The sequence below is a fragment of the Burkholderia sp. CpTa8-5 genome, assembly GCF_017815045.1.
In the GTDB taxonomy this organism is placed as follows: domain Bacteria; phylum Pseudomonadota; class Gammaproteobacteria; order Burkholderiales; family Burkholderiaceae; genus Burkholderia; species Burkholderia sola.
Genome location: NZ_JAGIQD010000003.1, coordinates 59,928 through 84,424 on the forward strand (window position 1 = coordinate 59,928; position 24,497 = coordinate 84,424).

22 protein-coding genes and 1 pseudogene are annotated in these 24,497 nt (G+C 66.9%); 14 read left to right on the plus strand and 9 right to left on the minus strand.

From position 1 onward, the window contains the following. Positions 1 to 71: 71 nt before the first annotated feature. The 6 genes from J8I35_RS06465 to J8I35_RS06490 form a co-directional block, all read right to left on the minus strand. Positions 72 to 860 (minus strand): lytic transglycosylase domain-containing protein, encoded by a 789-nt coding sequence (locus J8I35_RS06465; protein WP_124556005.1) that lies wholly within the window; start codon positions 858 to 860, stop codon positions 72 to 74. After that, positions 860 to 1,534: a type III secretion system export apparatus subunit SctR gene (gene sctR / locus J8I35_RS06470; RefSeq protein WP_006480865.1), complete on the minus strand. Its 675-nt coding sequence runs from the start codon at positions 1,532 to 1,534 to the stop codon at positions 860 to 862. The genes J8I35_RS06465 and sctR overlap by 1 nt, the downstream gene beginning before the upstream one ends. 3 nt (positions 1,535 to 1,537) lie before the next feature. Beyond that, positions 1,538 to 2,692, minus strand: a complete 1,155-nt coding sequence (gene sctQ, locus J8I35_RS06475; RefSeq protein ID WP_124556004.1) for a type III secretion system cytoplasmic ring protein SctQ — start codon at positions 2,690 to 2,692, stop codon at positions 1,538 to 1,540. A gap of 412 nt (positions 2,693 to 3,104) precedes the next feature. Then, positions 3,105 to 3,503, minus strand: a complete 399-nt coding sequence (locus J8I35_RS06480) for a winged helix-turn-helix domain-containing protein (protein ID WP_050015044.1) — start codon at positions 3,501 to 3,503, stop codon at positions 3,105 to 3,107. Positions 3,504 to 3,949: 446 nt separating this feature from the next. Beyond that, positions 3,950 to 6,160: a xanthine dehydrogenase family protein molybdopterin-binding subunit gene (locus J8I35_RS06485; RefSeq protein ID WP_050015048.1), complete on the minus strand. Its 2,211-nt coding sequence runs from the start codon at positions 6,158 to 6,160 to the stop codon at positions 3,950 to 3,952. 2 nt (positions 6,161 to 6,162) lie between these two features. After that, positions 6,163 to 6,624: a (2Fe-2S)-binding protein gene (locus J8I35_RS06490; RefSeq protein WP_050015050.1), complete on the minus strand. Its 462-nt coding sequence runs from the start codon at positions 6,622 to 6,624 to the stop codon at positions 6,163 to 6,165. A 181-nt stretch (positions 6,625 to 6,805) separates the two neighbouring features. Between J8I35_RS06490 and J8I35_RS06495 the strand changes: the two genes are divergently transcribed. The 8 genes from J8I35_RS06495 (at position 6,806) to J8I35_RS06530 (ending at position 15,466) form a co-directional block, all read left to right on the plus strand. Then, positions 6,806 to 7,732, plus strand: a complete 927-nt coding sequence (locus J8I35_RS06495; protein WP_050015052.1) for an AraC family transcriptional regulator — start codon at positions 6,806 to 6,808, stop codon at positions 7,730 to 7,732. 1,771 nt (positions 7,733 to 9,503) lie between these two features. Then, positions 9,504 to 9,827: a hypothetical protein gene (locus J8I35_RS06500; RefSeq protein WP_050015054.1), complete on the plus strand. Its 324-nt coding sequence runs from the start codon at positions 9,504 to 9,506 to the stop codon at positions 9,825 to 9,827. A 111-nt stretch (positions 9,828 to 9,938) separates the two neighbouring features. Then, positions 9,939 to 10,529: a hypothetical protein gene (locus J8I35_RS06505; protein WP_050015056.1), complete on the plus strand. Its 591-nt coding sequence runs from the start codon at positions 9,939 to 9,941 to the stop codon at positions 10,527 to 10,529. A 72-nt stretch (positions 10,530 to 10,601) separates the two neighbouring features. Continuing rightward, positions 10,602 to 10,883: a hypothetical protein gene (locus J8I35_RS06510; RefSeq protein WP_050015058.1), complete on the plus strand. Its 282-nt coding sequence runs from the start codon at positions 10,602 to 10,604 to the stop codon at positions 10,881 to 10,883. A gap of 44 nt (positions 10,884 to 10,927) precedes the next feature. Further along, positions 10,928 to 12,559 carry a chemotaxis protein CheA gene (locus J8I35_RS06515; protein WP_209924805.1) on the plus strand — a complete coding sequence of 544 codons (1,632 nt, stop codon included), beginning with the start codon at positions 10,928 to 10,930 and terminating at the stop codon, positions 12,557 to 12,559. 153 nt (positions 12,560 to 12,712) lie between these two features. After that, positions 12,713 to 13,297 (plus strand): hypothetical protein, encoded by a 585-nt coding sequence (locus J8I35_RS06520; RefSeq protein WP_124595230.1) that lies wholly within the window; start codon positions 12,713 to 12,715, stop codon positions 13,295 to 13,297. Positions 13,298 to 13,432: 135 nt separating this feature from the next. Continuing rightward, positions 13,433 to 14,830 (plus strand): sigma-54 dependent transcriptional regulator, encoded by a 1,398-nt coding sequence (locus J8I35_RS06525; protein WP_089489541.1) that lies wholly within the window; start codon positions 13,433 to 13,435, stop codon positions 14,828 to 14,830. Between the two features lie 129 nt (positions 14,831 to 14,959). Next, complete coding sequence (locus J8I35_RS06530) at positions 14,960 to 15,466, plus strand: hypothetical protein (RefSeq protein ID WP_209924806.1); 507 nt, start codon at positions 14,960 to 14,962, stop codon at positions 15,464 to 15,466. A 71-nt stretch (positions 15,467 to 15,537) separates the two neighbouring features. On the opposite strand, the gene J8I35_RS06535 is transcribed toward J8I35_RS06530, so the two are convergent. Continuing rightward, the gene (locus J8I35_RS06535; RefSeq protein ID WP_011547320.1) at positions 15,538 to 16,029 is read right to left on the minus strand and encodes a hypothetical protein; all 492 of its coding nucleotides are present in this window, start codon (positions 16,027 to 16,029) and stop codon (positions 15,538 to 15,540) included. Between the two features lie 376 nt (positions 16,030 to 16,405). Here J8I35_RS06535 and J8I35_RS06540 point away from each other — a divergent pair, with 376 nt between their 5' ends. Continuing rightward, positions 16,406 to 17,083 carry a response regulator transcription factor gene (locus J8I35_RS06540; protein WP_209924807.1) on the plus strand — a complete coding sequence of 226 codons (678 nt, stop codon included), beginning with the start codon at positions 16,406 to 16,408 and terminating at the stop codon, positions 17,081 to 17,083. A gap of 19 nt (positions 17,084 to 17,102) precedes the next feature. Here J8I35_RS06540 and J8I35_RS06545 read toward each other — a convergent pair whose 3' ends face one another. Beyond that, positions 17,103 to 18,656, minus strand: coding sequence for a methyl-accepting chemotaxis protein (locus tag J8I35_RS06545; RefSeq protein WP_089489539.1), 1,554 nt, complete (start codon positions 18,654 to 18,656; stop codon positions 17,103 to 17,105). A gap of 905 nt (positions 18,657 to 19,561) precedes the next feature. Between J8I35_RS06545 and J8I35_RS06550 the strand changes: the two genes are divergently transcribed. Continuing rightward, the gene (locus J8I35_RS06550) at positions 19,562 to 19,798 is read left to right on the plus strand and encodes a hypothetical protein (RefSeq protein WP_245170135.1); all 237 of its coding nucleotides are present in this window, start codon (positions 19,562 to 19,564) and stop codon (positions 19,796 to 19,798) included. A 7-nt stretch (positions 19,799 to 19,805) separates the two neighbouring features. After that, complete coding sequence (locus J8I35_RS06555) at positions 19,806 to 20,222, plus strand: DUF4279 domain-containing protein (RefSeq protein ID WP_209924808.1); 417 nt, start codon at positions 19,806 to 19,808, stop codon at positions 20,220 to 20,222. A gap of 138 nt (positions 20,223 to 20,360) precedes the next feature. Here J8I35_RS06555 and J8I35_RS06560 read toward each other — a convergent pair. Beyond that, positions 20,361 to 21,106, minus strand: a pseudogene (locus J8I35_RS06560) (IS5 family transposase). A gap of 150 nt (positions 21,107 to 21,256) precedes the next feature. On the opposite strand from J8I35_RS06560, the gene panE reads away from it, so the two are divergent. From panE to J8I35_RS06575, 3 genes are all read left to right on the plus strand, one after another. Then, a complete protein-coding gene (gene panE / locus J8I35_RS06565) occupies positions 21,257 to 22,204 on the plus strand; it encodes a 2-dehydropantoate 2-reductase (RefSeq protein ID WP_050015073.1) in 948 nt (315 codons plus the stop codon). A 237-nt stretch (positions 22,205 to 22,441) separates the two neighbouring features. Next, positions 22,442 to 23,401, plus strand: a complete 960-nt coding sequence (locus J8I35_RS06570; RefSeq protein ID WP_209924809.1) for an AraC family transcriptional regulator — start codon at positions 22,442 to 22,444, stop codon at positions 23,399 to 23,401. A gap of 128 nt (positions 23,402 to 23,529) precedes the next feature. Further along, the gene (locus J8I35_RS06575; RefSeq protein ID WP_209924810.1) at positions 23,530 to 24,474 is read left to right on the plus strand and encodes a substrate-binding domain-containing protein; all 945 of its coding nucleotides are present in this window, start codon (positions 23,530 to 23,532) and stop codon (positions 24,472 to 24,474) included. Positions 24,475 to 24,497: the final 23 nt, after the last annotated feature.

A 24,497-nucleotide genomic window follows, 5' to 3' on the forward strand; every position in this document is an offset into this window, starting at 1 on the left:
CCGCGCGGCGTCGTTCGGACCCCTGAAAGCGGCGCGGACGCGCGCGCCCGGCGCCGCGCGCGATCATGCGATTACTGATCGAGACACCGCACGCACAGCCGCTTCGCCTGGCTCGCCGGCAAGCCGCGGCACATCATCACGACCGGGCGCGCATGGCACGACGGGGCGTCGGCGGACGCGGCCGGCAACGGCAGCCGGCGCGCGCGGTCGGGCGGCGTGGTCGCGGCCGCCTCCATGCGTCGCTGCCGCGCCGGCGGCGGCACGTCGCGCACGACCGGGATCGGCTCGATGCCGCCTTCGTGCGCGTTGCGCTGCGCGCTCGCGACGACGCGGCTCACGTAGCCGCTCGAGAAGCCGGTCGTGAAGTTGCCGCTGTAATAGCACGACAGCGCCGCGCGCAACGCGGCCTGCGTCGCGCGGCCGGTGCCCGACGAGCGCGCGAAGCATTCGGTCAGGATCGCGCCGCCGGCCCGCAGATTGCGGCACGGCTCGAACATCGTCGCTTCGTCGAGCCCGTATTTCGCGAAATTGCGTTCGTTCACCTGCGCGAGACCGACGCTGTAGCTGAAGCCGCGCGACGACAGTGCGCGCGCGGTCGCGCGCGCCTCGTCGAGCGAGGCGGGCTGGCGCGCCAGATGCCCGCCGACCACGCCGATCGCATACGGATTGAAGCCCGACTCGGTGCGCACGAGGGCGGCGAGCGTAGCGGGGTCGACGTTCGGCGCGCACGCGCGAGCGAGTTGCGCGAAACCGGCGGCGCTGCCGGTTGCCTGCGCGACGCCGGGCTGGCCGCACGCGAGCACGAGCGCGACGAGCGCGGCAACGCACGCGGCGGCGGTTCGCAGGGCGCGTGCGCGCATCATCCGGCTCCGGCGACCCGATACGACAGCACGAGCCCGTGCACGAGCAGCGACCAGCCGTCGAGCGCGACGAACAGGAGCAGCTTGAACGGCACGGAGATCGTGGTCGGCGAGATCATCTGCATCCCTAATGCCAGCAGGATGTTCGCGACCAGCAGGTCGACGACGATGAACACGATGTAGATCACGAAGCCGATCTGGAACGCCTTCGTCAGCTCGGCGAGCGTGAAGCTCGGCACCAGCACGAGCAGGTCGTCGTCCTTGATGCCGTCCGCGCGGTTCTTCGGCCACACCGACGTCGCGGTGCGCACGAAGAATTCGCGATCGCGCTGCCGCGTATGCGAGACGAGGAAATCCTTGATCGGCGGCAGCGCGGCATCGGCGAGCGCGCCGATGTCCGACGTCGACAACTGTCCCGACGCATCGAAGTGGCGCGCCTGCAGCGCGTCGCGGATCGACATCCCGACGGGCGCCATGATGAACAGCGACAGGATCAGCGCGATGCCGTTCAGCACCAGGTTCGGCGGCACCTGCTGGATCCCGAGCGCGGAGCGCAGCAGGCCGAGCACGACCACCAGCTTCGTGTAGCTCGTCACCATCAGCGCCGCGAACGGCGCGATGCCGAGCGCGGCGATCACCGCGATCAGCGCGACCGGATTCGGCAGGTTGCCCATCGTTCAGCGCTCGCGCGGCGCGGGTTGCGTCAGCGTGACGACGCGTACGCCGAGCTTCTGGCCGACCGCGATCAGATGGCCGGTGCCGATCAGCATCCCGTTCGCGACGAGATGGATCACGCTCTGGTTGATGCCCTGCTGCAGTTCGATCACGGCGCCCGGCTGCAGCGCGCTCAGTTCGCCGAGCGGCATCGACGTGGGCGGCAGCTCGAAGCGCAGGTCGACCGCGAGGCCGTCGAGCGAGCGCGGTGCGTCGGCGGGCGGCGCGTCGTGCGTCGTCGTCGGCGCGGAGTCGGTGCGGGTCGGTTCCAAAGGCATCTCCCTGATTCGTTCGACGGTCAGCCGGTTGCCCGACGGCCGTCCGGTGATCTCCCACGCCGGCGCGGCCGGCAGCCGCGCGACGCACAGCAGGTTCTGCTCGTGCGCCTGCCAGCGCTCGATCGCGATGATGTCGCCGCCGACGACGTCGGCCAGTTCGGCCGTCGTCAGCTCGGTGCGGCCGATCTCGAACACGAGCGGCACGGGCAGGCTCGCGTAGGCCGCGCGCGCGTCGGCGAGCGCGGCCGGCGCGGCCGCGAAGAATACGGCCAGCGCATCCGGCGCGTCGAACAGCAGCGCGCCGTGGCAGCGCCACGCGGCGTCGGCGCGCCGCAGCTCGAACCGCAGCGCGGACGGCAACGCGTGCCAGGCCGGCGCGTTGTCCGCCGGCGGCAGCAGTTCCACACGCTGCCGCGTCGCCGTCTGCAGCACGGCCGCGAGCGGCGCGGCGAGATCGGCGAGCAGCGCCGCGCGGATCACGGCCGGAACCGCCGGATCGGCCGCATCGCCGAGCCATTCGGTTTCCGCGATCGGGTCGATCCACAGCGTGCCGGCGGCCGGGCCGACGACGAAACGGTACGCATGTGCATCGGCGGCAGGCTCGGCGTCGACGCGCCAGCGCACCTCGTACGCGTGCTCGCCTAGCGTGACCGGGACGGCGCCCGTCGCGCAATACGCATGCGACAGCCCACGCGCGGCGGCGGCGGACAGGCGCGGCAGGTAGGGCGACGCGTCGAGCGCGACCGCGGCCGGCGCGGCGGCGGGCGGCGGGGAAGCGGCGGGCATGGCCCGGTTCGCGGCGTCGCCGGCGTCGGCATTCGTCAGGAACAGCGCAGGCACGGCGGGATCGGGGCGGATTCGGCGTCGGTTCGACGGGTTGTTCTGATGCCGGCGGCGCCGAGGGGCGCGCGGCTGCTGCGTCGATTGTAGGGACGGCGCTGGCCGCGTGCCGCGCCGGAATCCGTAGTCGCGACCAGCGCGCGCAGACGGCGGTAGCGCGGCGCTACGAAGCGTGACGAAGTGCGGCAGGGTGCAGCGGGGGGCGGTGGCGGGAGATGAAGCGGGCGGCGCGACGGCTGGCGGTCAAAGGCGACCGCCGCCCGGAGGCGGCGGTCGGGGCGCGACTGGCTGACGGGGCCGGACGGCGGGCAGGCCGCATCCGGCTGGCAGGTCGCGAGGGGCTGCGGATCCGCGCAGCGCGGTGGGGAGGCGTTGCCGGCGCGCGGCGAACGGGCGGCGCGCGGGCGAAGCGTTACGCGTAGTCGGCGGACATCGCCGGCTGCGGCGCCGCGCGCATGATCGGCGCCGCGTCGTGGCGCTCGACGTGCGTCATCGCCGCACCGAACAGCACGAGACGATAGCCGACCGCGTAGATCGGGATGATGCGCAGGTTCTTGTCGTGTTCGAGCTGCAGCTTCGAACGGATCCGCGAGATATGAGTGTCGAGCGTGCGCGACGACACGCCGAGCTCGCGGCCCCATACGGCTTCCTGGATTGCCTGCCGCGGCACGATCTTGTTCATGTTGTCGAGCAGGAATTCGACGACGTCGAATTCGCGCGGGGTCACGTCGACGACCTTGTTGTCGATTTCGATCGTGCGGCGGACGAAGTTGATTTTTATGTTGTCGATGTACAGGTATTTGCAATCCATGGTGGCCCTCGCATGTCCGTAAAGGAGTGTTTGCGGGGTCCTGTGCTGCAACTTCCGGGCCAGGGAGATGGTTGTCCGGCGGTGCGAGCCCGCGGCAAGGGCGCGGACGGCGGGGAAGCGTTGAATTTAAAAGAATTTTTAACGGGGAACGCCGGGCGACCGATGAAAGCGGCCGGGCAATAGTGAAGGATTGTTACGTAGCATCGGGTGGCGACGTTACGGGCGTTACGTCTGACGTAACGTGGGAGGAGGTCCGGACGCCGGGGCAGGCCGGATGAGATTGCGGATGGATAACGAACCCTACATCGAACCGTACCGGGCTGGCTCGATTATTTTTAATAATCAATAGGTTGTCGAAGATTTTTGCCGACATTGAACCCTACATCGGCGGCCGAAAAACACCGGCCGCGGCGCATACCTTGCGCCGCAGCCGGCGTCCCGGCCCATCAAGCCTTCGCGCTCTCCGCCGAATCGAACGGCAGCACGTAATGCCGCTTGCCCGTCGCCGCGAAGATCGCGTTCGCCACGGCCGGCCCGACCGGCGCGACGCCCGGCTCGCCGACCCCGGTCGGCGCCTCGGCCGACGGCACGATATGCACCTCGACCTTCGGCATCTCGGCCATCCGCAGCACGTGATAGCCGTCGAAGTTGCGTTGCTCGACCTGGCCGTCCTTCAGCGTGATCGCGCTGTGCATTGCCGCGCCGAGCCCGAAACCGATGCCGCCTTCCATTTGCGCGGCGACGATGTCGGGATTGATCGCGATCCCGCAGTCGACCGCGCACACCACGCGCTCGACCTTCACCTTGCCGTCCGCATCGACCGACACCTCGGCCACCTGCGCGACATAGCTCTTGAACGCCTCGGCCACCGCGATCCCGCGCCCGCGGCCCTTCGGCAGCGGCTTGGCCGGATCCCAGCCGGCCTTCTGCGCGGCCAGCTCCAGCACCGCGCGCATGCGCGGCTCCTTCGCGAGCAGGTCGCGGCGGAACGCGTACGGATCCTTGCCGGCCGCATGCGCGGCTTCGTCGATGAACGCCTCGACCGCGTACGCCGTGTGCGAGCTGCCGACCACGCGCCACCACAGCACCGGCAGGCCGACCTGGGTCGTGGTGAGTTCGACCGACACGTTCGGCACCGCGTACGGCAGATTCGCCGCGCCCTCGACCGACGTCGCGTCGATTCCGTTCTTGACCATGAATGCCTCGAACGGCGTGCCGGCGAGGATCGACTGGCCGACGATCCGGTGACGCCAGCCCACCAGCCGACCGTCCGCGGTCAGGCCCGCGTCGAGCTTGTGGAAGTACATCGGCCGGTAGAAGCCGCCCTGGATGTCGTCCTCGCGGGTCCATTGCAGCTTGACCGGCTTGCCGTCCGCGCCGAGCGCCTTCGCGATCGACACGGCCTCGACCACGTAATCCGACCACGCGTTCGCACGCCGGCCGAAGCTGCCGCCCGCATACAGCGTGTGGATCTTCACCTGTTCGGGCTTCAGTCCCGCGACCTTGGCCGCGTTGCCCTGGTCGACCGTCTGGAACTGGTCGCCGGCCCAGATCTCGCAACTGTTCGCCGTCAGCTTGACGACCGCGTCGAGCGGCTCCATCGGCGCATGCGCGAGATACGGGAATTCGTACGTCGCGCTGATCTTGCGCGCCGCGCCGGCGATCGCCGCATCGGCATCGCCGTCCTTGCGCGCGGACGCGCCCGGCTTCTCGGCGAGTTGCCGGTATTCGCGCATCAGCTCGTCCGAGCCGCGCTTTTCCGCCTTCGTTTCGTCCCAGTCGATCTTCAGCGCGTCGCGGCCCTGTTTCGCGGCCCAGAAGCCCGTCGCGACGACCGCGATACCGCCCGGCACCTGCACGACCGAGACGACGCCCGGCACGGCCTTCGCGGCCGTCGCGTCGAACGATTTCACCGTCGCGCCGAAGCGCGGCGGCCGCTGCAGCAGCGCGACGCGCATGCCGGGGAACGTCGTGTCGAGCGTGAAATGCGCGGTGCCGTTCGATTTCGACGATGCGTCGACGCGCGGAATCCGATGCCCGATCAGCTTGAAATCGGCCGGCTGCTTCAGCGTGACCTTGTCCGGCACCGGCAGCTTCGACGCATCGGCGACGAGCGTGCCGTATGCGGCCGTCTTGCCGCTCTTTGCGTGCGTGACGACGCCGTTGGCGGTGGTCAGTTCGGCGGCCGGCACCTTCCAGCGGGCCGCGGCGGCCGACACGAGCATCGCGCGCGCCTTGCCGCCCGCTTCGCGCAGTTGCTGCCACGAGTTCGACATGGCCGAGCTGCCGCCCGTGCCCTGCATCGTGCCGAACGCGAGGTTCGCATAGCGCTTCGCATCGGCCGGCGCGCTTTCGACGCGCACGCTCGACCAGTCGGCGTCGAGCTCCTCGGCGACGATCGTCGCGATGCCCGTATATGCGCCCTGGCCCATTTCGACGTGCTTCGCGATCACCGTGACGGCGCCGTCGGGCGTGATGCGCAGGAAGGCGTTCGGCGCGAATTCGCCGGCCGGCGCGGTCGCGGCGAGCGCGCGGCGGCCGAGGCCGGCCCAGTCGAAGCCGATGGTCAGGCTGACGGCGGCAGCGGCGCCCGCGGCTTTCAGGAACGTGCGGCGCGACGGGCGCACCGCATCGGTGTGGTCGAGTTCGATCGTCATGGTCAGGCTCCCAGTGTCGCGGCCGCATCGTGGATCGCGGCCCGGATGCGGGCGTAGGTCGCACAGCGGCAGAGGTTGCCGTTCATCGCGGCGTCGATGTCCGCATCGGTCGGCTTCGGGTTCTGTTCGAGCAACGCGGTGGCCGACATGATCTGGCCGGACTGGCAATAGCCGCATTGCGGCACCTGCAGCTTCACCCACGCGGCCTGCACGGCCTGCGCGGGCTTGCTTTGCACGCCTTCGATCGTCGTGACGTGCTTGCCCGCGATGCCGGCGAGCGGCAGCACGCACGAGCGTACGGCCTGGCCTTCGAGATGGATCGTGCACGCGCCGCACTGCGCCATGCCGCAGCCGAATTTCGTGCCGGTCAGTCCCGCGTGTTCGCGAATCGCCCAGAGGACGGGCATCGACGGATCGGCGTCGAGCGTGACGTTCTTGCCGTTCAGGACAAACGAGGTAGGCATGTTGTATGTCTCCGTGGGGAAAACCCGCCTTACGGGCAGGTTAGCCGGGAGTGTGCGCGAGCAGCCCGAATTTGCGTCTACCCAATCCTGCAAATTTATTGAACAATCCTGCAAATCCCCGGCACGCCGCAGGCCGTTTCGCTATGCTCGCGCGACACGGGAAATCATTCGAGGATGCGTCATGGACATGACCGATATCGTCGCGTCGCGCGAATCCGGGCGACGTGAGCTGGCGTCGCTGATCGGCCGTTTCGCGCCGGCGGACGGCTCGCATTCGACGGCCGTACCGGGCCTGATGCTGCATCGGCACACGCGGCCGGTCGATCTCGGCTGCGGCGTATCGCGCGCCGCGCTGGTGATCGCCGCGCAGGGCGCGAAGCGCGTGATCGTGGCCGGCCAGGCTTACGAATACGACACCCACAATTGCCTGATTACGTCGATCGACTTGCCGATCCTCTCGCGCGTGACGCGTGCGTCGGTGGACGAACCGTATCTGTGCCTGTCGCTGACGCTCGATCCGCAGCGCATCGTCGAGCTGGCGGCCGAGATGCGGCTGCCCGAGCCCGATGCGGGCCCGGAAGGCGAGGGGATTGCGCTCGCGGAGCTGACGCCGCCGCTGCTGGACGCGGCGTTGCGGCTGCTGCGGCTGCTCGATACGCCGGCCGACATCGCGGTCGTCGCGCCGCTGATCGAAAAGGAGGTGCTGTATCGGCTGATGACGAGCGGGCAGGGCACGCGGCTGCGGCACATGGCGATCGCAGGCAGCCAGACGCACCGGATCGCACGCGCGATCGAATGGATCCGCGATCATTTCGCGGAGCCGATGCGCGTCGAATCGCTCGCGCAGGCGGTCAACATGAGCGTGTCGTCGCTGCACCATCATTTCAAGCACGTGACGACGCTCAGCCCGCTGCAGTACCAGAAGCAACTGCGGCTGCACGAGGCACGGCGGCTGCTGTTGCTGCGGCAGGGCGGCGACGTCGGGTCGGTGGCGGCCGTCGTCGGCTACGAAAGCGCGTCGCAGTTCAGCCGCGAATACAGCCGGCTGTTCGGCGCGCCGCCGATGCGCGACGTCGTGCATCTGCGCAAGAAGGAGTTGCTCGGCTGACGGGCGGCGCGCTCCGGTCTTGCGCAGTGCCGACGGTCGCGCCACGGTTCGCGACTGTAATCGTCACCCGTCCGACGCAGGCCTTCGTCGAAATCGAACGTTTGTGTCTCACGCGCGAGCCGTGGGGACAGGGAAGCACCCACGGAGAGTGCTGGATCGTTACGGCTCGATGCGACGAAACGCGCGATGAATCAGGCTTTCACGAGATTGAAGACGTGAAAGCTGTTTTGAATCGAAATGTTTCAGTGATGAGAATCAAACGGATAACCGAATGAAGATGTCTGTTCGATGAATCGATCGTCGTCGCTTCGTGCGCGAAGGTGAATCGAACGGGGAAAAATGAAGGCGCCCGTTTGTGTCGGAATTGGACGTTTTCATTCGTTCGGTTATTGCGACTGCAACACGCCCGATGGCACGATTTTTCGCCGCGTGATCGTACGGGTATTTTCACGGATGAATCAAATTCCTTTTGCATTTCTGGGTGAACCCGTGTTCCGGCCGTATCGGCGGCCGTTCGGCGTGAAGCATCGAGCGACCGGCCCTGGTTCGTCTGGGTAATGGACGGCTGCTGGCATGCCGCAACACGCGGTTTGTCAGTGGAAAAACACGAACCCCGAGCGGTGAGTCGAGATTCGCCTCTCAAGATTGAAACACCCGTTCACACGGGTGTCCGCCAATGCCCAGCGAGCCGGATTCTTCCATCAAATCACGATATTGCGTCACGATCTTCAATGATCGCTGTAGGGGGTGCCTCATTATCGCGATACATTCATGAAACAAAAAAACGCCGTTTCTGGAGAAATGATCAGGCCTGGCGGCCGCACGCCGCATGCAATGCTCGGTGGAATATCGCATGGCATGAGGTTTGCGATATAGGACGCACCGGCGAGCGGTCGACACGATGCAACAACGATGTGGGGGCGGCCAGTTCGTCACATGCCTGTCGGGGAAACGGCGATGAACACTATAAGCAGTGGCATGATCCGCGCATTTCTTGCGCACCAAAGGGGTAGTGGGAACGATCGGGGTAGCGCTTGCGACGCCGTGCCAGCGTCGTCGGTAGCGCGTTGCCTGTTTGCCGCCCTCCGCGCGCGCCGCGTGGTGGCGCGCTCGTCGCTTCGCGCGGCCACCCGCCGACAGCGGCGCTCCACTTCATTCAGCATTCCCGGATGCGGCCTGCTGTTCGTGCCGGACAGCGTGGCGCCGATTCCTCTTCAACCGTGCAGCGCCGTTTCGATCGCGCCGGGCCAGCCCCGGTGCCGGCCGGACTAGATCGAACGCGCGTCGGCCGGTTATCCGGAAGGCCTTTCTTCGTCAGCTCAGGGAGCAGACATGTCGTCTGGCTGCAATGCCGGCCCGTTATCGCCCGGATGAAGGGTGCCTGTCGAGCGGGCACTGCATTTTGCGGTAGTCAATACATTCGCTGATTTTCAATTCCGAAAACGGGCGCCAGTGCCGGCATTCGTTTTCGACGTGGAATTGAAAATCGCGAGCCGGAAAGATGTGCGCGTCATTTTGGTTAATTGAATCAAGGGTGTTTTTTTGTCATCTCAATGATCGTAAAAATAATAGAAAACACCTACCAATAAACTTTGGCCAACTTAAAAACATAAAACTAGAATTCGGCTGTAAAAATAAAGCGCCGACTTTCGATAAAGTACTGATTTATCAATTTTATAGTAATCCTTAATTTTAAGGATTGCTCGCGGCTGGAAGGTCGATGGCGTGCGATCTTCCGTGCTCATTCTCTCCACGCCGTTAGGAGTCCACCATGAAGAAGCTTCTGATTGCAGCAGCAGTTCTGGCGGTTTCGGGTGCAGCGTTTGCCGGCAGCGGCACGGTGTCGAGCAGCACTTCGTCGAGCGGTGGCCAGACGATGGCCGGGGTTGCCGGGTTCGGCCACTTCTCCGCGACCGATTCGGGCTCGGCGCTCGGCGCAGCCGGCGCAGCGGCCGGTGGCGGCAGCAGCGGTTCGATCTCGTACACGAACCACACGCAAACGTCGACGGTCGGTGGCTTCGGCTTCGGCGGCGCACAAGCGGGCGGCAGCAGCGGCGCGAACGCGGGCTCGACCGGCTGGACGTATCACCACTAAGCCGCGACGCATAGCGTTCGTCATTGGCTGGCGGGTCGGATGCCGGGTCTTGCCCCGCGAGGGCAGGCCCGGCTCCGCCACCGTCGAACTTCCTCACAGCAAGGAATTGCTATGAAAGCCAAAGTCATATTAGCGACAGCGCTCACCGTCATTTCGTCCGCTGCTTTGGCGGCCGGATCGTCCACGACCAACCAGACGCAATCCGTCGCGGCGGGTGTTTCCGGTTCGGTGCTGGTCGGTTCCGGCAGCTATACCAGCAATTCGACTTCGACGGCCGGCGCGAATGCGGGCAGTACCGTGACACCCGCCGGCTCCGCCGGCACGGCGTCCGCGTATCACAACTCGACTTCGACGGCCAGCGGTTGGGGCACGAACGGGGGCGCGTTCGCGGCAGGCGGCGGTATCGGTGCCGCGGGCTCGTTCGCTGGAAACGGCAGCACGAACGAGAACGCGAATGCGCTTTCGGGAGGGGTGACCGCCACGATCGTACTCGGCGCGAACCACTACACGGCCACGGGCGCGAACGACCACGGCAATGCCAACGCGGGTGCCGTGGGATGGACGGGCGGTGGCGGGTCGGGCGCGATCACGGGCTCGAATCACTACAACTCGTCGACCGTGTGGAGTACCGGTCCGGCCGGTTCGCCGTCCGCATCGGGCGGAAGCCAGGGCGACTCGAGCGCGACCGGGAGCAGTCATTAGTCAGGTGTGGGGGGGCCAGTTTCCCAGCGACGCTGGTCTCTTTTCCGCATCGTTGTCACGTAAGGAGTTGGCATGAAGCAGAACCTGATTGCCGCCGCTCTGATGTTCGCGTCTCTGACGGCGTATGGCGCTGACCGTGCTGCCGATGGTGGGCAATCGACTATGCAGACGTCAAACAAACCTGACCAGACAACCAAACCGTCAGAACAACACACGCTTTCGTCGGGCAGTGCCATCGGCGGACCGGACACCCAGCAGTGGCAGGGCATGTCGGCCGGCTCGTGGTCCCAGCTGGGCAGCGGCTGGAAGCAGTTCGGGGAAGCAGCGAAAACTGAAGGCATTCAGGGGAATTAGTACGGTTGCCTGGGTCGGAGGTCAAACCTCGTCCGGAGAGTGAAATGAACAGCAACAGGATCAAGGTGGCATGTGCGGCGATGTTCGCGATGACCACGATCGGTGCCCAGGCGCAAACCGCCGATTCGACGTCGAGTGCGCAATCGTCGACATCGTCGACGGCGATCAGCCAGGGCGGTGGGTCGAGCATGAACACGAACACCACGAGTTCGCGCGGCGGTAATGCCAGCAGCAGCAGCGGCGTGCGCGGCAGCGGCAATTCGAGCGTGAACGTCAACGTGACGATGCCGTCCGGCACGGCCGGCGGCAACGTGACGCCGCAGAGCGTGAACTCGCTCCAGTCGTCCGGGGCGCCCGGCACCAACCCGTACAACACCCAGATCTCGGAAAACGTCAATTACTCGGGCACGCAGACGATCAAGACGAACCCGTCGATTCAGGCGCCGGGCCTCACGACCACGCTGTCCGATACCTGCATGGGCTCGGTGAGCGTCGGCGTGTCGTTCCCGGGGTTCGGCGCGACCGGCGGCACGACGCTGGTCGACCAGGCCTGCGTGCGGCGTCTCGATGCGCGTGAATTCCGTGCGATGGGCCTGACCGACGTGGCGCTCGCGCTGCTGTGCCAAAGCGACGCGAACCGGCGCGCGGTGGAGGCGACCGGGCACCTGTGCCCGGGTACGACCGCGCCGCTCGCGCGTTCGAACGTGGCGCCCAGCGTCGAAGCGACCGTCGCGGACGACATCAAGTATCGCGATCCGATCGTGCGCGACCGGATGGGCCTGCCGCCGCTCGGCTCGGCCGCACCCGCGCCCGCACCGACGCGCCCGATCGAGACGGCTTCGATGCGCGCTGCGCCCGTTTCGGTGCCGGTCCCGGTCCCGGTCCCGGTGCTCGCGCCTGTCGCCGCCGCGCCGGCCGTCGCGACGCCAGCCGTTGCCGCCGCTGCTCCAGCCGTCGCAGTGCCGACGGTTGCCGCCGCAGTTCCGGCCGCCGCGGCACCGGCTGCTGCTGCCGCGCCTGCTGTCGCCGCCGCACCTGCGGCCTCGGTGGTACCGGCGGCCGCAATGGCAGCCGTGCCGGCTGCAGCCGTCATCGCCGCACCGGCTGTGGCCGACAAGGCAGCGCCGGCACCTGCCGCACCGGTTGCCGATACGAAGGCAGCGGAGCCCGCGCAGCCGGTCGCTGGCAAGGCCGCCGAGCCCGCCCCGGCGGTTGCCGACAAGACGCCCGAGCCTGCCCCGGCCGTCGCGGACAAGGCCCCCGAGCCTGCTCAGCCCGTCGCCGACAAGGCGCCGGAGCCGCTGCCGGCCGCGACCGACACGGCCCAGACCGCCGGCGAGCCGGTTGCCGAACCGATGCCGGCGGCAGCCGTCGCCGCTGCGCCTGCCGCCGATGCGAAGGCGGCCGAGCCGGCGCCGCAGGCAACCGCCAAAGCGCCTGCACCGGAGGCCCCGCAATCTGCCGTCGCCGCTGCGCCTGCCGACATGCCGGCAGCGGACGCGAAAGCGCCGGACGCAGTGGACTCGGTTGGCACCGCGGCTGCACAAGCCGCCGGCATGCCTGCGCTGACCGATCCGGCGCAAGCGTTGCCGCCGGCCACGGTCGACCAGCAGGCCGCACCGGCTGCACCGATCGCGCCGGCGCCGGCCGTCATCTCGACGAGCACCTCGTCGTGAGCATGCGGGTCGGTTTGCCGTGCGACCGGCACGCTGGTCGCACGGCAGGCGCTCGGGCCGATGCCCGACAGTCTTTTCCGGTTTGACGGGTGTTGCTCCCATCCCCGAGGTCAACACCTCTTTTTGCGTGACGAGTGCAAGGAGGCCTCAATCATGAGGATCTTTTTGATCGCTTTGTTGCTGGCCAGCGTGCAAGCCGCTGCGCAGTCGGTTTTCCAGAATCCCGCGGTCTTCGTCATCCTGAACGAGCAGACCCTCGCGAACGCCGCGAGCGTCCAGCAGGCGCTGTCGACGCTCGGCCGTCCCGACAACACGGCATGCGCGCCGATGATGATGATCGGCGATCCACAGATGATCTACATGATGCCGGAAGCGGGTCACGCGCCGTCGTGGCAATCGCCGGTGTACGGCCGGGGTGCGCCGTTCGACGCGCAGAACGGGCCGAAGTCGACCGGCAAGACGGTCGGCGCGATGCAGCACGCCGAGGACATGCAGACGCAGCCGTGGAGCGACGGCAGCACGATCACGCAGCAGATCGCGGGCGAGTCGAGCGTCACGGCGGCGGACCGGGTGAACGAATGGCGGCACACCGGGCTCGACAGGATCGAGACGGCCCGCGCGTCGGACGTGACGGTGAACGGCAGGACCTACCGCGCGTATCGCGACGATCTCAACGGCTCGACGAAGCCTGTCGTCGAGCCGCAGATCTACACGCAGCGCGTCGTGTTCTGCCGATAACGCAGTATCGATTCGAGGACGGAGCGGCGTCGCGCCGCGGGACCACGGGCCCCGCCGCGCGCGATCGGGCAACGACCGCTCCGATACATACCCTTATGCGGCGAGGCGATCGTGAACCATTGCTGTCAGCTGAGCATGTCGGGCGCCCGGGATGTCGAACGGCAGGTGAGCGCGCTGCCGTTCATCGCGGTCCGGCATCCCCCCGTCGCGCCGTCGCGGCCGCTCGTCTACCTGTCGCGGCAACACGATGCCGCGCTCGTCGATGTGCTCGCGTCGCGCGGCTGGGACGTATGGCACGCCAAAACCGTGGCGGACGCGCTGAATCTCGTCAAGGCGAACCGTCCGCACGCGGGCATCGTCGATTTCGCCGGTTTCGCGGCGCCGGACGTCGCGTCGTTCGAGGCGCTGCTGCGCGACCCGCGCGTCGGCTGGGTCGCGCTCGCCGACGGCGAGCGGCTGCGCAACATCACGATCGCGCGCCTGATCCGCCATTGCTGCTTCGACTACGTGCGCGATGCGACCGCCTACACGACGATCGGCTATCTCGTCGGCCATGCATACGGGATGCTGACGCTCGCGGACGGCGACCCGGCCGCGGAAGCGCCGCCGCCCGGCGGCGCGATGATCGGCGCGTGCGACGCGATGCGCCGGCTGTTCGCGACGATCCGCAAGGTCGCGAACACCGAGGCGACCGTGTTCATCGCCGGCGAATCCGGCACTGGCAAGGAACTGACGGCGGCGGCGATCCACCGGCAGTCGTCGCGTGCCGACGCACCGTTCGTCGCCGTGAACTGCGCGGCCATCCCGACGACGCTGCTGCAGGCCGAACTGTTCGGCCACGAGCGCGGCGCGTTCACCGGCGCGCACCAGCGCACGATCGGCCGCATCGAGGCCGCGCACGGCGGCACGCTGTTTCTCGACGAAATCGGCGACATGCCGTTCGAGAGCCAGGCGAGCCTGCTGCGGTTCCTGCAGGAGGGCAAGATCGAGCGGCTCGGCGGGCACGCGTCGATTCCGGTGGACGTGCGGATCGTGTCGGCGACCCACGTCGATCTCGAGGCCGCGATGCAGGCCGGGCGATTCCGCGCCGACCTGTACTACCGCCTGTGCGTGCTGCGTATCGACGAGCCGCCGCTGCGCATGCGCGGCCGCGACATCATGCTGCTCGCCGATCACGTGCTGCGGCGCTACCGCGGCGACGGCTCGTACCGGATTCGCGGCTTCACGCCGTGCGCGATCGCGGCGATCCACAACTATCCGTGGCCCGGCAACGTGCGCGAGCTGATCAACCGGATCCGCTTCGCGGTCGTGATGACGAACGGCCCGCTGATCTCGGCCGCCGATCTCGAGCTGCGCCCGTACACGTCGTTGCGGCCACCGACGCTCGCGCAGGCGCGCCGGCAGGCCGAGCGGCACGCGATCGAGGAAACGCTGCTGCGTCACCGCCACCAGCATGCGGATGCCGCGGCGGAGCTCGGCGTCTCGCGCGCGACGCTGTACCGGCTGATGAACACGCACGGGCTGCATGGCTGACGCGCCGCGGCGCGCGACCGCTCAAGACCGCGCGGCGGCAGCCGTTAAAACAGCCAATGGCCGCGGCCGGCGCGCGCATCGATCGGCGCGCAACCGGCACGCGGCGCATCACGTTTATCCGAGGTCATCGTGGCAGAGTGCAATCACTGCGGCAGGACGTTCCTGATCGGCGGGCAGTCGATCGACGGCCGCCGCTATTGCAGTCCGGCATGCGCACGGGCGCATCCGGTCGTCGTCGAGGCCGAACGGGTGCCCGACGCGAAGGTGCGGCAGTACGTCGACGACTGGCGCTACGGGCCTTGCCCGATCTGCCTGCGCGAAGGGCAGCCGGTCGACGTCCACGCGTCGCATCGCGTCGTGTCGCTCGTGTTCGTCACGCGCTGGGCGACGCGGCGCCACGTGTGCTGCCGCCGTTGCGGCCGCAGAAAGCAGGCGGTCGCGCTGCTCGCGTCGGCCACGCTCGGCTGGTGGGGGCTGCCGTGGGGCATCGTGCTGACGCCGATCCAGCTCGCGCGCAACGTGCTGGGCCTGGCCGCGCGCGATCCCGAGGCCGCGACGCCGCAGTTCGAGGCGCTCGTGCGGCGCAAGCTGGCCGCGCGCCGGCTCGCGCGGGCCGAGCGGGGCGCCGGCGCCTGATCGCGTGCTTCGGCGCGCCATGCGCGCTAAGGGCCAGTTCGCGCAGGGCCCGTTATTAGCGTGAACAGGCCCTATGCCGGCCGGTCGAAGCCCGATGCGACCCAGCGTTCGGCGCTGGCCTTGTTGAGCTTGAACCCGGCCGACACCTTCGCGTCGGCCAGCAGCTCGCCATACGGATCGAACGCCTTGAGCTGCGCATACGGCTCGAACTCGTCCGGCACGATGTCGAGCGTCACCGACACATCCTGCCCGGCTTCGTCCTGCACCGTCACTTCCTTGTGCAGCAGCGCGCGCCGCTGCTGTTCGTGCCGCATCAGCACTTCGGTCGCGGTTTTCACGAGCGTGCGGAACGCGTTCGCGTCCATCGGCTTCGGGTTCTTCTTGTCGCGGCCCATGGTCCACGGCCCGACGAGCGCGGGCTCGGACTCGCCGTCCTTGACCATCTCGACGGCCCAGCCGTCGTCGTCTTCGTTCTTGATGATGCGGGCCGTCCAGCCGTTGTCGCGCCAGAGGCCGTCTTCGTGGATGGAGGTGTCGTCGGATTGCAGGTCGGAATCGGTCATGAGCAAAGCGGGAGGTCGGGCAAGCCGGCGAAGGGGCGGTGGCGCGCGGCCGGCATCGGCGCGTCGCTCGCCGCCGGCGGCCCGGGGTGGCATGCAAACGCGCAATTTTACCTGCTGGGCGGCCGCGCGGCGCGCAACCCTGGCCATCGGGCCGATGCCGCGACGCTCGATCGCCGGCCGCCGGGCGTCGAACCGGCGCAAATATCAAACCAGTATTACGTCTTCGGCAGCCAATTCGTACACCGTCCGATATCGCGAGCGGGCATACGTTCATAGAATCGACATTCGGGCTAAAAATAGCCTGAATATCCTTTCAACGCCCAACCAGTCGCGCGCGTTCCGCGTGGCGCGGCCGGTGAACCACCAGGAATTGCGCATGAGGAAATTTAATGTTCGCATCGTCGTCGCGTACGACTGGCCGTTGACGCTGGCCGGTATCGAGCAGATCGCAGGCGGCGCCTGCGCGATCGAGCTCGCCGCGGTTTACCGGAGCGCGGCCGAACTAGTCGCGTCGCTCGGCGGCGTCGACTGTGACGTCGTGCTGGTCGACTATGCGATTCGCGGCGACGAGCAGATGGACGGCCTCGCGCTGTTCGACTGGCTGCGCCGCACGCGGCCGAACGTCGGGATCGTCGCGCTGGTCGCGAACGAGAACCCGCTGATCTTCCGGTCGATCGTCGCGATCGGCGGCGTGAGCGTCGTCAGCAAGCTCGACGAGGTCGGCCATATCGTCACGGCGATCCATTCGAGCTACAGCGGCGCGACCTACCTGTCGCCGTCCGTGCGCCGCGCGGTCGATGCGCTCGGCACGCGCGGCGATACGCCCGTGAAGCTGTCGGCGCGCGAAATCGAGGTGATTCGCCTGTATCTGTCGGGCGTGCCGATCAAGACGATCGCGCAGCGCCTGAGCAAGGGCAAGCAGACGGTCAGCGCGCAGAAGATCAGCGCGATGAAGAAGCTCGGCGCGAGCAACGACGTCGAGCTGATCCAGCGCGCGGCGGGGCTGGGGCTCGGGAGCGGCGAGGCCGCGCGGCGGGCGGGCAGCGCGGCGTGAGTGCGGGGCGGGCTTGCCGTCAGGCCGGCAGTGCGAACCGCGTCACCGCGTCGCGCAGCGCCTCGGCCTGGTCGCGCAGCGAATGCGCGGCGGCCGCGGCCTGTTCGACGAGTGCCGCGTTCTGCTGCGTGACCTGATCCATCTCGCCCACCGCGCGGTTGACCTGCTCGATCCCGGCGCTCTGCTCGCGCGATGCGTGGCTGATTTCGTCGAGGATCTCGTTCACGCGCCGCACCGACTGCACGATCTCGGTCATCGTCTCGCCCGCGTGCGTGACGAGCGTCGCGCCGTGCTGGACCGTCTCGTTCGACGACACGATCAGCGACTTGATCTCCTTGGCCGCCGTCGCCGAGCGTTGCGCGAGCGACCGCACTTCGGCCGCGACCACCGCGAAGCCGCGGCCCTGTTCGCCCGCCCGCGCCGCTTCGACGGCCGCGTTCAGCGCGAGGATGTTGGTCTGGAACGCGATCCCGTCGATCACGCCGATGATGTCGCCGATCTTGTGCGAGCGATCGGTGATCTCGTTCATCGTGCGCACGACGTCGTCGACCACTTCGCTGCCGCGCGTCGCGACCTGCGCGGCCTGGCCGGCGAGCGACGCGGCCTGCGCGGCGCTGTCCGCGTTCTGTTTTACGTTCGCGGTCATCTCGTCCATGCTCGACGCGGTCTGCACGAGCGCGGCCGCCTGCTCCTCGGTGCGCTGCGACAGGTCGGTGTTGCCGGATGCGATCTCGCTCGCGCCGACGTTGATGTTCTCGGTGCCCATCCGCACGCGCGACACCATGTCGATCAGCCCGCCCTGCATCGTATGCAGCGCATGCAGCAGGCTGCCGCGATCGTCGTGCTTCACGGTCACGCGCGCGGTCAGGTCGCCCTGCGCGATGCGCTGCGCGGCGTCGAGCGCCGCTTCGAGCTCGCCGCCGAGGCTCGCGCGCACGCTTTTCAGCACCAGCACCATCACGGCCGTCGCGATCGCGCCGAGCACGGCCGTCATCGCGAACCAGCGGCCGACGCTCGCGAGCACCGCCGAGCGCACGTCGTCCATGTACATGCCGGTCACCAGATACCAGTCCCACGGCGCGAAGCGCTGCACGGCGCTGGTCTTGTCCTGCGGCTTGTCCGCGCCCGGCTTCGGCCACAGATATTCGACGAAACCCTTGCCGCCTGCCGCGTTGCCGGCCTTCACGATCTCGACGAACAGGTGCTGGCCGTTCGGATCGGTGAAGTTCGACACGTCCTTGCCGTTGAGCTCGGCCTTGATCGGATGCATCACGATCACCGGCTTCGAATCGTTGACCGACACATAGCCGTCGGCGCCGTGGCGCATCGCGGCGATCGCCTCGAGCGCCTTCTGCTTCGCATCGGCTTCCGGCAGCGCGTTCTGCTGCGACAGCTTGTAGTAGTGATCGGTCACGCTCGCGGCCTGCGCAACCAGCGACGCAAGCTGGTCGCGGCGGTCCGCGATCATCGACGCGCGGGTCTGCCATGCGCCGAGCCCGGCGATCACGAGCAGGCCGAGCCACAGGATGACGATCATCGAGGCGAGTTTCTGATTCAGGGAGAGATTGCGCATGGTATGAGGTCGGTCAGTCGTGGAAGCTCGCCGGGACGGCGTGACGGGATACATGTTTTGACGGCGTGAAACGCGCGGCGCTGTAGGCGGGAAATCCCTTAGAAGATGCTGCGAAATCAATCGGACGCTGTCTTGCGTTTGTTCCAGCAAATCAAGCAGCACGCGAGCGAGAGGAATGCCTCGTGCACGTGTGCGTACCGTTCGTAGCGAATCTTGAGGCGGCTGCGAAAAAGTTAACAGACCTAAGCCGTGATTTCGCAACAGCTTCTATGCGGCGCGTTATAAGGCGTCGCGCCGGACCGGAAAACGAACCCCTCCGCGCCTTCACAGGCCGGGGGGAGGTGCGATACAGTGACCAGGATTCGTATGGAGAATTCGAGTTGTGGCCGTAACTATCGACATTGGCTCAGGAAAGCGCGCTACGCTGTCCAGTGACAGCGGGGCAATTCGGCCTGCGGAACAGCGCGCGGCTGTCTCAGAATTAATGCTCCATTGGCCGAAGTATTCCGCATTGATGGCGGAGGCTGCCAGCTACCTTCGGGAACTCGGGCTTGCCGGGTCGTTGTCCGGCGATCCCGTCGCCGCGCTTAGGTCAGCGATAGAGGACGGCCGGGTTACCGTCTCGATCGATAGGCCCGTGGCAAGTGGGGGTGCTGGGGGCGGTGGCGGACCATCAATACCGCCTTTCCCAAAGGGCAGTAGGTTTGCCAGTGTGCCGAGGATGGCTGCGCTTCCAGCGGACAAGCCGATACCGTCTTGGGCCGTACCAAGCGATGTGTCAGCCGGTGAACTCATGAGTTACCTTCAAAGTGTCGTTGCCGGTACTGGCGGCGCACTAGCAGGCGGTACGCCTCAACTTGCGAACTCGTTTGGATCGGGTTCGCCGCTAGGTGATGCGAACGTGTTTGACTACGCTGATCGCCGCTTTAAGCGGTGACATTCAAGAGCTGGCGGCAAGCACGACTAACCCGAACTTTGCGGCGAAAATGCTTGGTTACCAGCGTAAAATCTTCGGCAACATGATCCACCAAATGAAAGACGCGAATGATTTGGGAAGGGCCGATAACGTTCTCTGGCACGACAACGGAGACGTTGAATTCAAAGGTGTCGTGATCGACAGCATGCACAACTACGGGGACTGAGCGGATCATGAAAAAACAGCAACTTGCACATGCATCATTCTCTATTTCAGGCGATCGCGTCGTCCCCAAATTTTGGACAGACTATTTCCGCGTCGTACCCGATACGGAGGTAACGAAAGGGGAGCGGGTAAACGATCCGACAGGACAGAGGCGCGTCATAACGCGTCGCACGAGTGTTTGGGCGGTTCGCAGTGACGGCGCTGTCCACAGTGATCAACTGGAACCCCATCTTCGCTATCTCATCAAGCATCTGTCTTTGCCGCGCCCGGACCTGCGCGGGCTTATCGACGGTGCGGGCGTTCGGGTCCGTCTCCGCTGCTATTGGGACAACGAGAGCGGTAAGCGCGTGCCGGACGTGCCGGACGATATCCGGGCTCTTGTGGAATCGCTCGGAGGCGAGGTCGAAGTCGATGAATACCGATAGAGCGGATCAACGCACCACTGAGAAGTACATGGCATTGCATTGGAGGGTTGTTCAGTCAAGCGACGTACTATCAAACTGAGCGTGCTTGTTGTCGTATGTGCAGCGATTTTTTTGAAAAATATCGATGGATAACAAAGATCATATAAAGGACACTTTCGATCTTGAAAGAGGTAGGGCGATCGACGCATTTGCGAACATTGAGAGCCAGAAGCGAATGCGAGGACGACGAAAATTGTGCAGCCATGCGTGAGTACGCTCGACCACCCAGCGGAGCTTGCCTAGTCCGCTGCCGCATTCCATACGGCGCAGGGCGATCACCGGTTCGATACCACGCGCACGAAGCCGCTGACGATGCGGCTCGGAGTCATAGCCACGATCTGCGTAGATGACTTCGGGCTTGCGAAGCGGTCGGCCGCGTACGCCGCGAAGTGGCGGGACCGCGTCGATGAGCGGCAGCAGCTAGGTAACGTCGTTGCGATTCGCGCGAATCAGGATGGCACCGATGGGGACGCCATTGGCGTCGACGAGGATGTGACGCTTCGAACCTGGTCGCGAGCGATCGGTGGGGTTCGGGCCAGTTTTTCGCCCGCCCCAACGGCTCGCACCGACGATGAATCGACCGCTGCCTGTGAGAAATCGAGTTCGCCGACTTCGCGTAACTTCGCAAGCAGCAGTTCGTGCAACGCGCTCCACACGCCGGCCCTTTGCCAGTCGCGCAAACGCTTCCAGCAGGTCGGCCCTGAGCCAAATCCCAGCTTGGTCCAGAGGTCGCACCAGCGTATCCCGGTCTTGAATACGTTCAGGATGCCGTTCAGTGCAGCTCGGTTGGAAACCGGGAGCCGTCCTGGGTGTTTCTTGCGGCGTGGCTTTGGCGGTGGCAGCACTCTAAGAAGCGGTCATTTCCCGATGCCCGCGACGCGGGCGCGGGCATCTATGCATATGCATAACAGCGGCCGCTATACTGTCGGGCGATGGTCGGCGTCGCGCCCGCACGGGCGGCAGTGCGACGACGATGAAACCGAAAGGAGGCAACGATGCGGATTCTGGTGGTAGGGGCCGGCGCGGTCGGCGGATACTTCGGCGGCCGGCTGGCCGCGGCGGGGCGCGACGTGACGTTCCTGGTGCGCGACGGCCGCGCGGCCGCGCTTGCGCGCGACGGGTTGCTGATTCGCAGCCCGCGCGGCGACCTGACGCTCGCGAACGTGCAGACCATCCGCGCGGGCGACGCGGGCGCCGGCGTCGCGCCGTTCGATCTCGTGCTGCTGAGCTGCAAGGCGTACAGCCTCGACGACGCGATTGCATCGTTCGCGCCGTTCGTCGGCCCGCAGACGCTGATCCTGCCGATGCTCAACGGGATGCGTCACGTCGACGTGCTGCGCGAGCGCTTCGGCGCGTCGCAGGTGCTCGGCGGGTTGTGCGTGATCGCGGCGACGCTCGATCGCGAGCAGCGCATCGTGCACCTGAACGACACGCACGGCGTGTCGTTCGGCGAGCTGGCCGGCGGCGAATCGCCGCGCGTGCGCGCGGTGGCCGACGTGCTCGGCGGCGCGGGCTTCGATGCAACACTCAGCGACGACATCACCGCGCGGATGTGGGACAAGTGGGTGTTCCTCGCGACGCTCGCCGCGAGCACGTCGCTGTTTCGCGGGTCGATCGGCGACATTCTCGCCGCGCCGGACGGCCGCCGCCTGCTCGAAACGATGCTCGCCGAATGCAGCGCGATCGCCGAATACAACGGCCACCGGCCCGACCCGGCGGCCAGCGAGCGGATGCAGCGGATGGTGCTGACGCCGTCACCGCTGACCGCGTCGATGCTGCGCGACGTCGAGAACCATGCGCGCGTCGAAGCCGATCACGTGATCGGCGACCTGCTCGCGCGGCGCGACCCGCAGGCGGCCGATACGCTGTCGCTGCTGCGGATCGCGTACAACCACCTGAAGGCGTACGAGGTGCGCACGGCGCGCGAGCACGCGGCGGCGTAAGCCGGCGAGGGCGGCCGCCGCGCCGTTCCGCGCTGCAACAAATTTGCCGTCCGACGCCATTCCCGCGCGCGGGCGGCAAAAAAGTATCGAAAATCAGGCGTAAAGTTGGTGGAGCCGCGCGCTCGATCGACCTACATTGCTTCCCATGCGACCGGTCGCATCGCCGCGCGAGACACGCGGCGCTGCACGCCCAGCCGAACAGGCCGGCCAGCAATATATGGGAATGGAGACGCCAACATGATGCACCCCGATCTCGAAGTGGTCGAAGTGCGACGCGACGAGTCGTTCAAGGTCTGGTCGCACGGCTATCCGTATCGCACGATCCGCTGGCATTTCCATCCCGAATTCGAGCTGCACCTGATCGTCGCGACGCACGGCAAGTATTTCGTCGGCGATCACATCGGCTCGTTCGGCCCGGGCCATCTCGTGCTGCTCGGCCCGAACCTGCCGCACAACTGGGTCAGCGACATGGCCGAAGGCGAAACCGTCGAGCGCCGCAATCTCGTGATCCAGTTCGATCCGTCGTTCGTGCGTCGCTGCCTGGACGCATTCCCCGAATGCCGCGACGCGCAGGCGCTGCTCGACGACGCGCGGCGCGGAGTCGGCTTCGACACCGCGACGAGCGCCGCGATCGCGCCGTTGTTCGACGAACTGCTGACCGCGCGCGGCATGCGCCGCATCGCGCTGTTCATGACGATCCTCGAGCGGCTGTGCGGCGCGGCCGAACGCACGCTGCTCGCGAGCCCCGCGTACGACCAGGCCGATGTCACGCCGACGCGGCTCAGCCATGCGCTGTCGTATATCGGCAAGAACCTCGCATCCGAGCTGCGCGAGTCCGATCTCGCACAACTGACCGGGCAGAGCGTCAGCGCGTTCTCGCGCGCGTTCCATCGCCATACGGGCATGCCGTTCGTCCAGTACGTGAATCGTCTGCGGATCGAATCCGCGTGCCAGATGCTGCTCGCCGACGACGCAAGCATCACCGACATCTGTTTCCAGGCCGGCTTCAATAACGTGTCGAACTTTAACCGCCAGTTCCGCGCGGTGAAGGGAATGGCGCCGTCCGAATTCCGCGCGCTGCAGCGCCTGAACGTGCGCAGCCGCGAGCTGGCGCTGCACGCGGCGCCGACCGGTAACCCGCTGCCGCCGCGCGTGCTGACGCCCGGTGCGCCCGAACTCATGCCGCAGCCCGGATGATCGCCGGGCCGCCGCCCGCCCGAGTTTTACCCGCCGTTTCACCGTTTCACCCAGCCGATCGCGTCGCTCACGTCGCGAGGGGCGCATTCACCCACGAAAAAGCCGCACACAATTCTGGAGACACCGTCATGACGCACGCATCGCCCGCTTCATCCCCCCGTCGCGCCGCCCGCCTGGCGGCCATTGCCGCGCTCGCCGTCGCGACCCTGTTGCCCGCCGCCGCCGCGCACGCCGCGCCGCTGCGGATCGGCATGACGTTCCAGGAACTGAACAACCCGTACTTCGTGACGATGCAAAAGGCGCTGAACGACGCGGCCGCGTCGATCGGCGCGCAGGTCGTCGTCACCGACGCGCATCACGACGTCAGCAAGCAGGTGAGCGACGTCGAGGACATGCTGCAGAAGAAGATCGATATCCTGCTCGTGAACCCGACCGATTCGACCGGCATCCAGTCGGCGATCACGCAGGCGAAGAAGGCCGGCGCGGTGGTCGTGGCCGTCGACGCGAACGCGAACGGCCCGGTCGATTCGTTCGTCGGCTCGAAGAATTACGACGCGGGCGTGATGTCGTGCGAATACCTCGCGAAGGCGATCGGCGGCAGCGGCGAGGTCGCGATCCTCGACGGCATTCCGGTCGTGCCGATTCTCGAACGCGTGCGCGGCTGCAAGGCCGGACTCGCGAAATTCCCGAACGTGAAGCTCGTCGATACGCAGAACGGCAAGCAGGAGCGAGCGACTGCGCTGTCGGTCACCGAGAACATGATCTCCGCGCATCCGAACCTGAAGGGCCTCTTCAGCGTGAACGACGGCGGCTCGATGGGCGCGCTCGCCGCGATCGAGGGGTCCGGCAAGGACATCAAGCTGACGAGCGTCGACGGCGCGCCCGAGGCGATCGCCGCGATCCAGAAGCCGAACTCGAAGTTCATCGAGACGACCGCGCAGTTCCCGGCCGATCAGGTGCGCATCGCGCTCGGCATCGCGATCGCGCGCAAGTGGGGCGCGACGGTGCCGAAGGCGATTCCCGTCGACGTGAAGGTCGTCGATCGCGGCAACGCGAAGGGTTTCAGCTGGTGAACGACGTGCGACGCGACGCGAAG

What these genes read in the sequence shown, in the direction of transcription:
- J8I35_RS06465 (WP_124556005.1), bottom strand. Translation starts at nt 860, where the DNA reads ATGCGCGCACGCGCCCTGCGAACCGCCGCCGCGTGCGTTGCCGCGCTC.
- sctR (WP_006480865.1), bottom strand. Translation starts at nt 1,534, where the DNA reads ATGGGCAACCTGCCGAATCCGGTCGCGCTGATCGCGGTGATCGCCGCG.
- J8I35_RS06480 (WP_050015044.1), bottom strand. Translation starts at nt 3,503, where the DNA reads ATGGATTGCAAATACCTGTACATCGACAACATAAAAATCAACTTCGTC.
- J8I35_RS06485 (WP_050015048.1), bottom strand. Translation starts at nt 6,160, where the DNA reads ATGACGATCGAACTCGACCACACCGATGCGGTGCGCCCGTCGCGCCGC.
- J8I35_RS06490 (WP_050015050.1), bottom strand. Translation starts at nt 6,624, where the DNA reads ATGCCTACCTCGTTTGTCCTGAACGGCAAGAACGTCACGCTCGACGCC.
- J8I35_RS06495 (WP_050015052.1), top strand. Translation starts at nt 6,806, where the DNA reads ATGGACATGACCGATATCGTCGCGTCGCGCGAATCCGGGCGACGTGAG.
- J8I35_RS06500 (WP_050015054.1), top strand. Translation starts at nt 9,504, where the DNA reads ATGAAGAAGCTTCTGATTGCAGCAGCAGTTCTGGCGGTTTCGGGTGCA.
- J8I35_RS06505 (WP_050015056.1), top strand. Translation starts at nt 9,939, where the DNA reads ATGAAAGCCAAAGTCATATTAGCGACAGCGCTCACCGTCATTTCGTCC.
- J8I35_RS06510 (WP_050015058.1), top strand. Translation starts at nt 10,602, where the DNA reads ATGAAGCAGAACCTGATTGCCGCCGCTCTGATGTTCGCGTCTCTGACG.
- J8I35_RS06515 (WP_209924805.1), top strand. Translation starts at nt 10,928, where the DNA reads ATGAACAGCAACAGGATCAAGGTGGCATGTGCGGCGATGTTCGCGATG.
- J8I35_RS06520 (WP_124595230.1), top strand. Translation starts at nt 12,713, where the DNA reads ATGAGGATCTTTTTGATCGCTTTGTTGCTGGCCAGCGTGCAAGCCGCT.
- J8I35_RS06525 (WP_089489541.1), top strand. Translation starts at nt 13,433, where the DNA reads ATGTCGGGCGCCCGGGATGTCGAACGGCAGGTGAGCGCGCTGCCGTTC.
- J8I35_RS06535 (WP_011547320.1), bottom strand. Translation starts at nt 16,029, where the DNA reads ATGACCGATTCCGACCTGCAATCCGACGACACCTCCATCCACGAAGAC.
- J8I35_RS06540 (WP_209924807.1), top strand. Translation starts at nt 16,406, where the DNA reads ATGAGGAAATTTAATGTTCGCATCGTCGTCGCGTACGACTGGCCGTTG.
- J8I35_RS06545 (WP_089489539.1), bottom strand. Translation starts at nt 18,656, where the DNA reads ATGCGCAATCTCTCCCTGAATCAGAAACTCGCCTCGATGATCGTCATC.
- J8I35_RS06555 (WP_209924808.1), top strand. Translation starts at nt 19,806, where the DNA reads ATGAAAAAACAGCAACTTGCACATGCATCATTCTCTATTTCAGGCGAT.
- panE (WP_050015073.1), top strand. Translation starts at nt 21,257, where the DNA reads ATGCGGATTCTGGTGGTAGGGGCCGGCGCGGTCGGCGGATACTTCGGC.
- J8I35_RS06570 (WP_209924809.1), top strand. Translation starts at nt 22,442, where the DNA reads ATGATGCACCCCGATCTCGAAGTGGTCGAAGTGCGACGCGACGAGTCG.
- J8I35_RS06575 (WP_209924810.1), top strand. Translation starts at nt 23,530, where the DNA reads ATGACGCACGCATCGCCCGCTTCATCCCCCCGTCGCGCCGCCCGCCTG.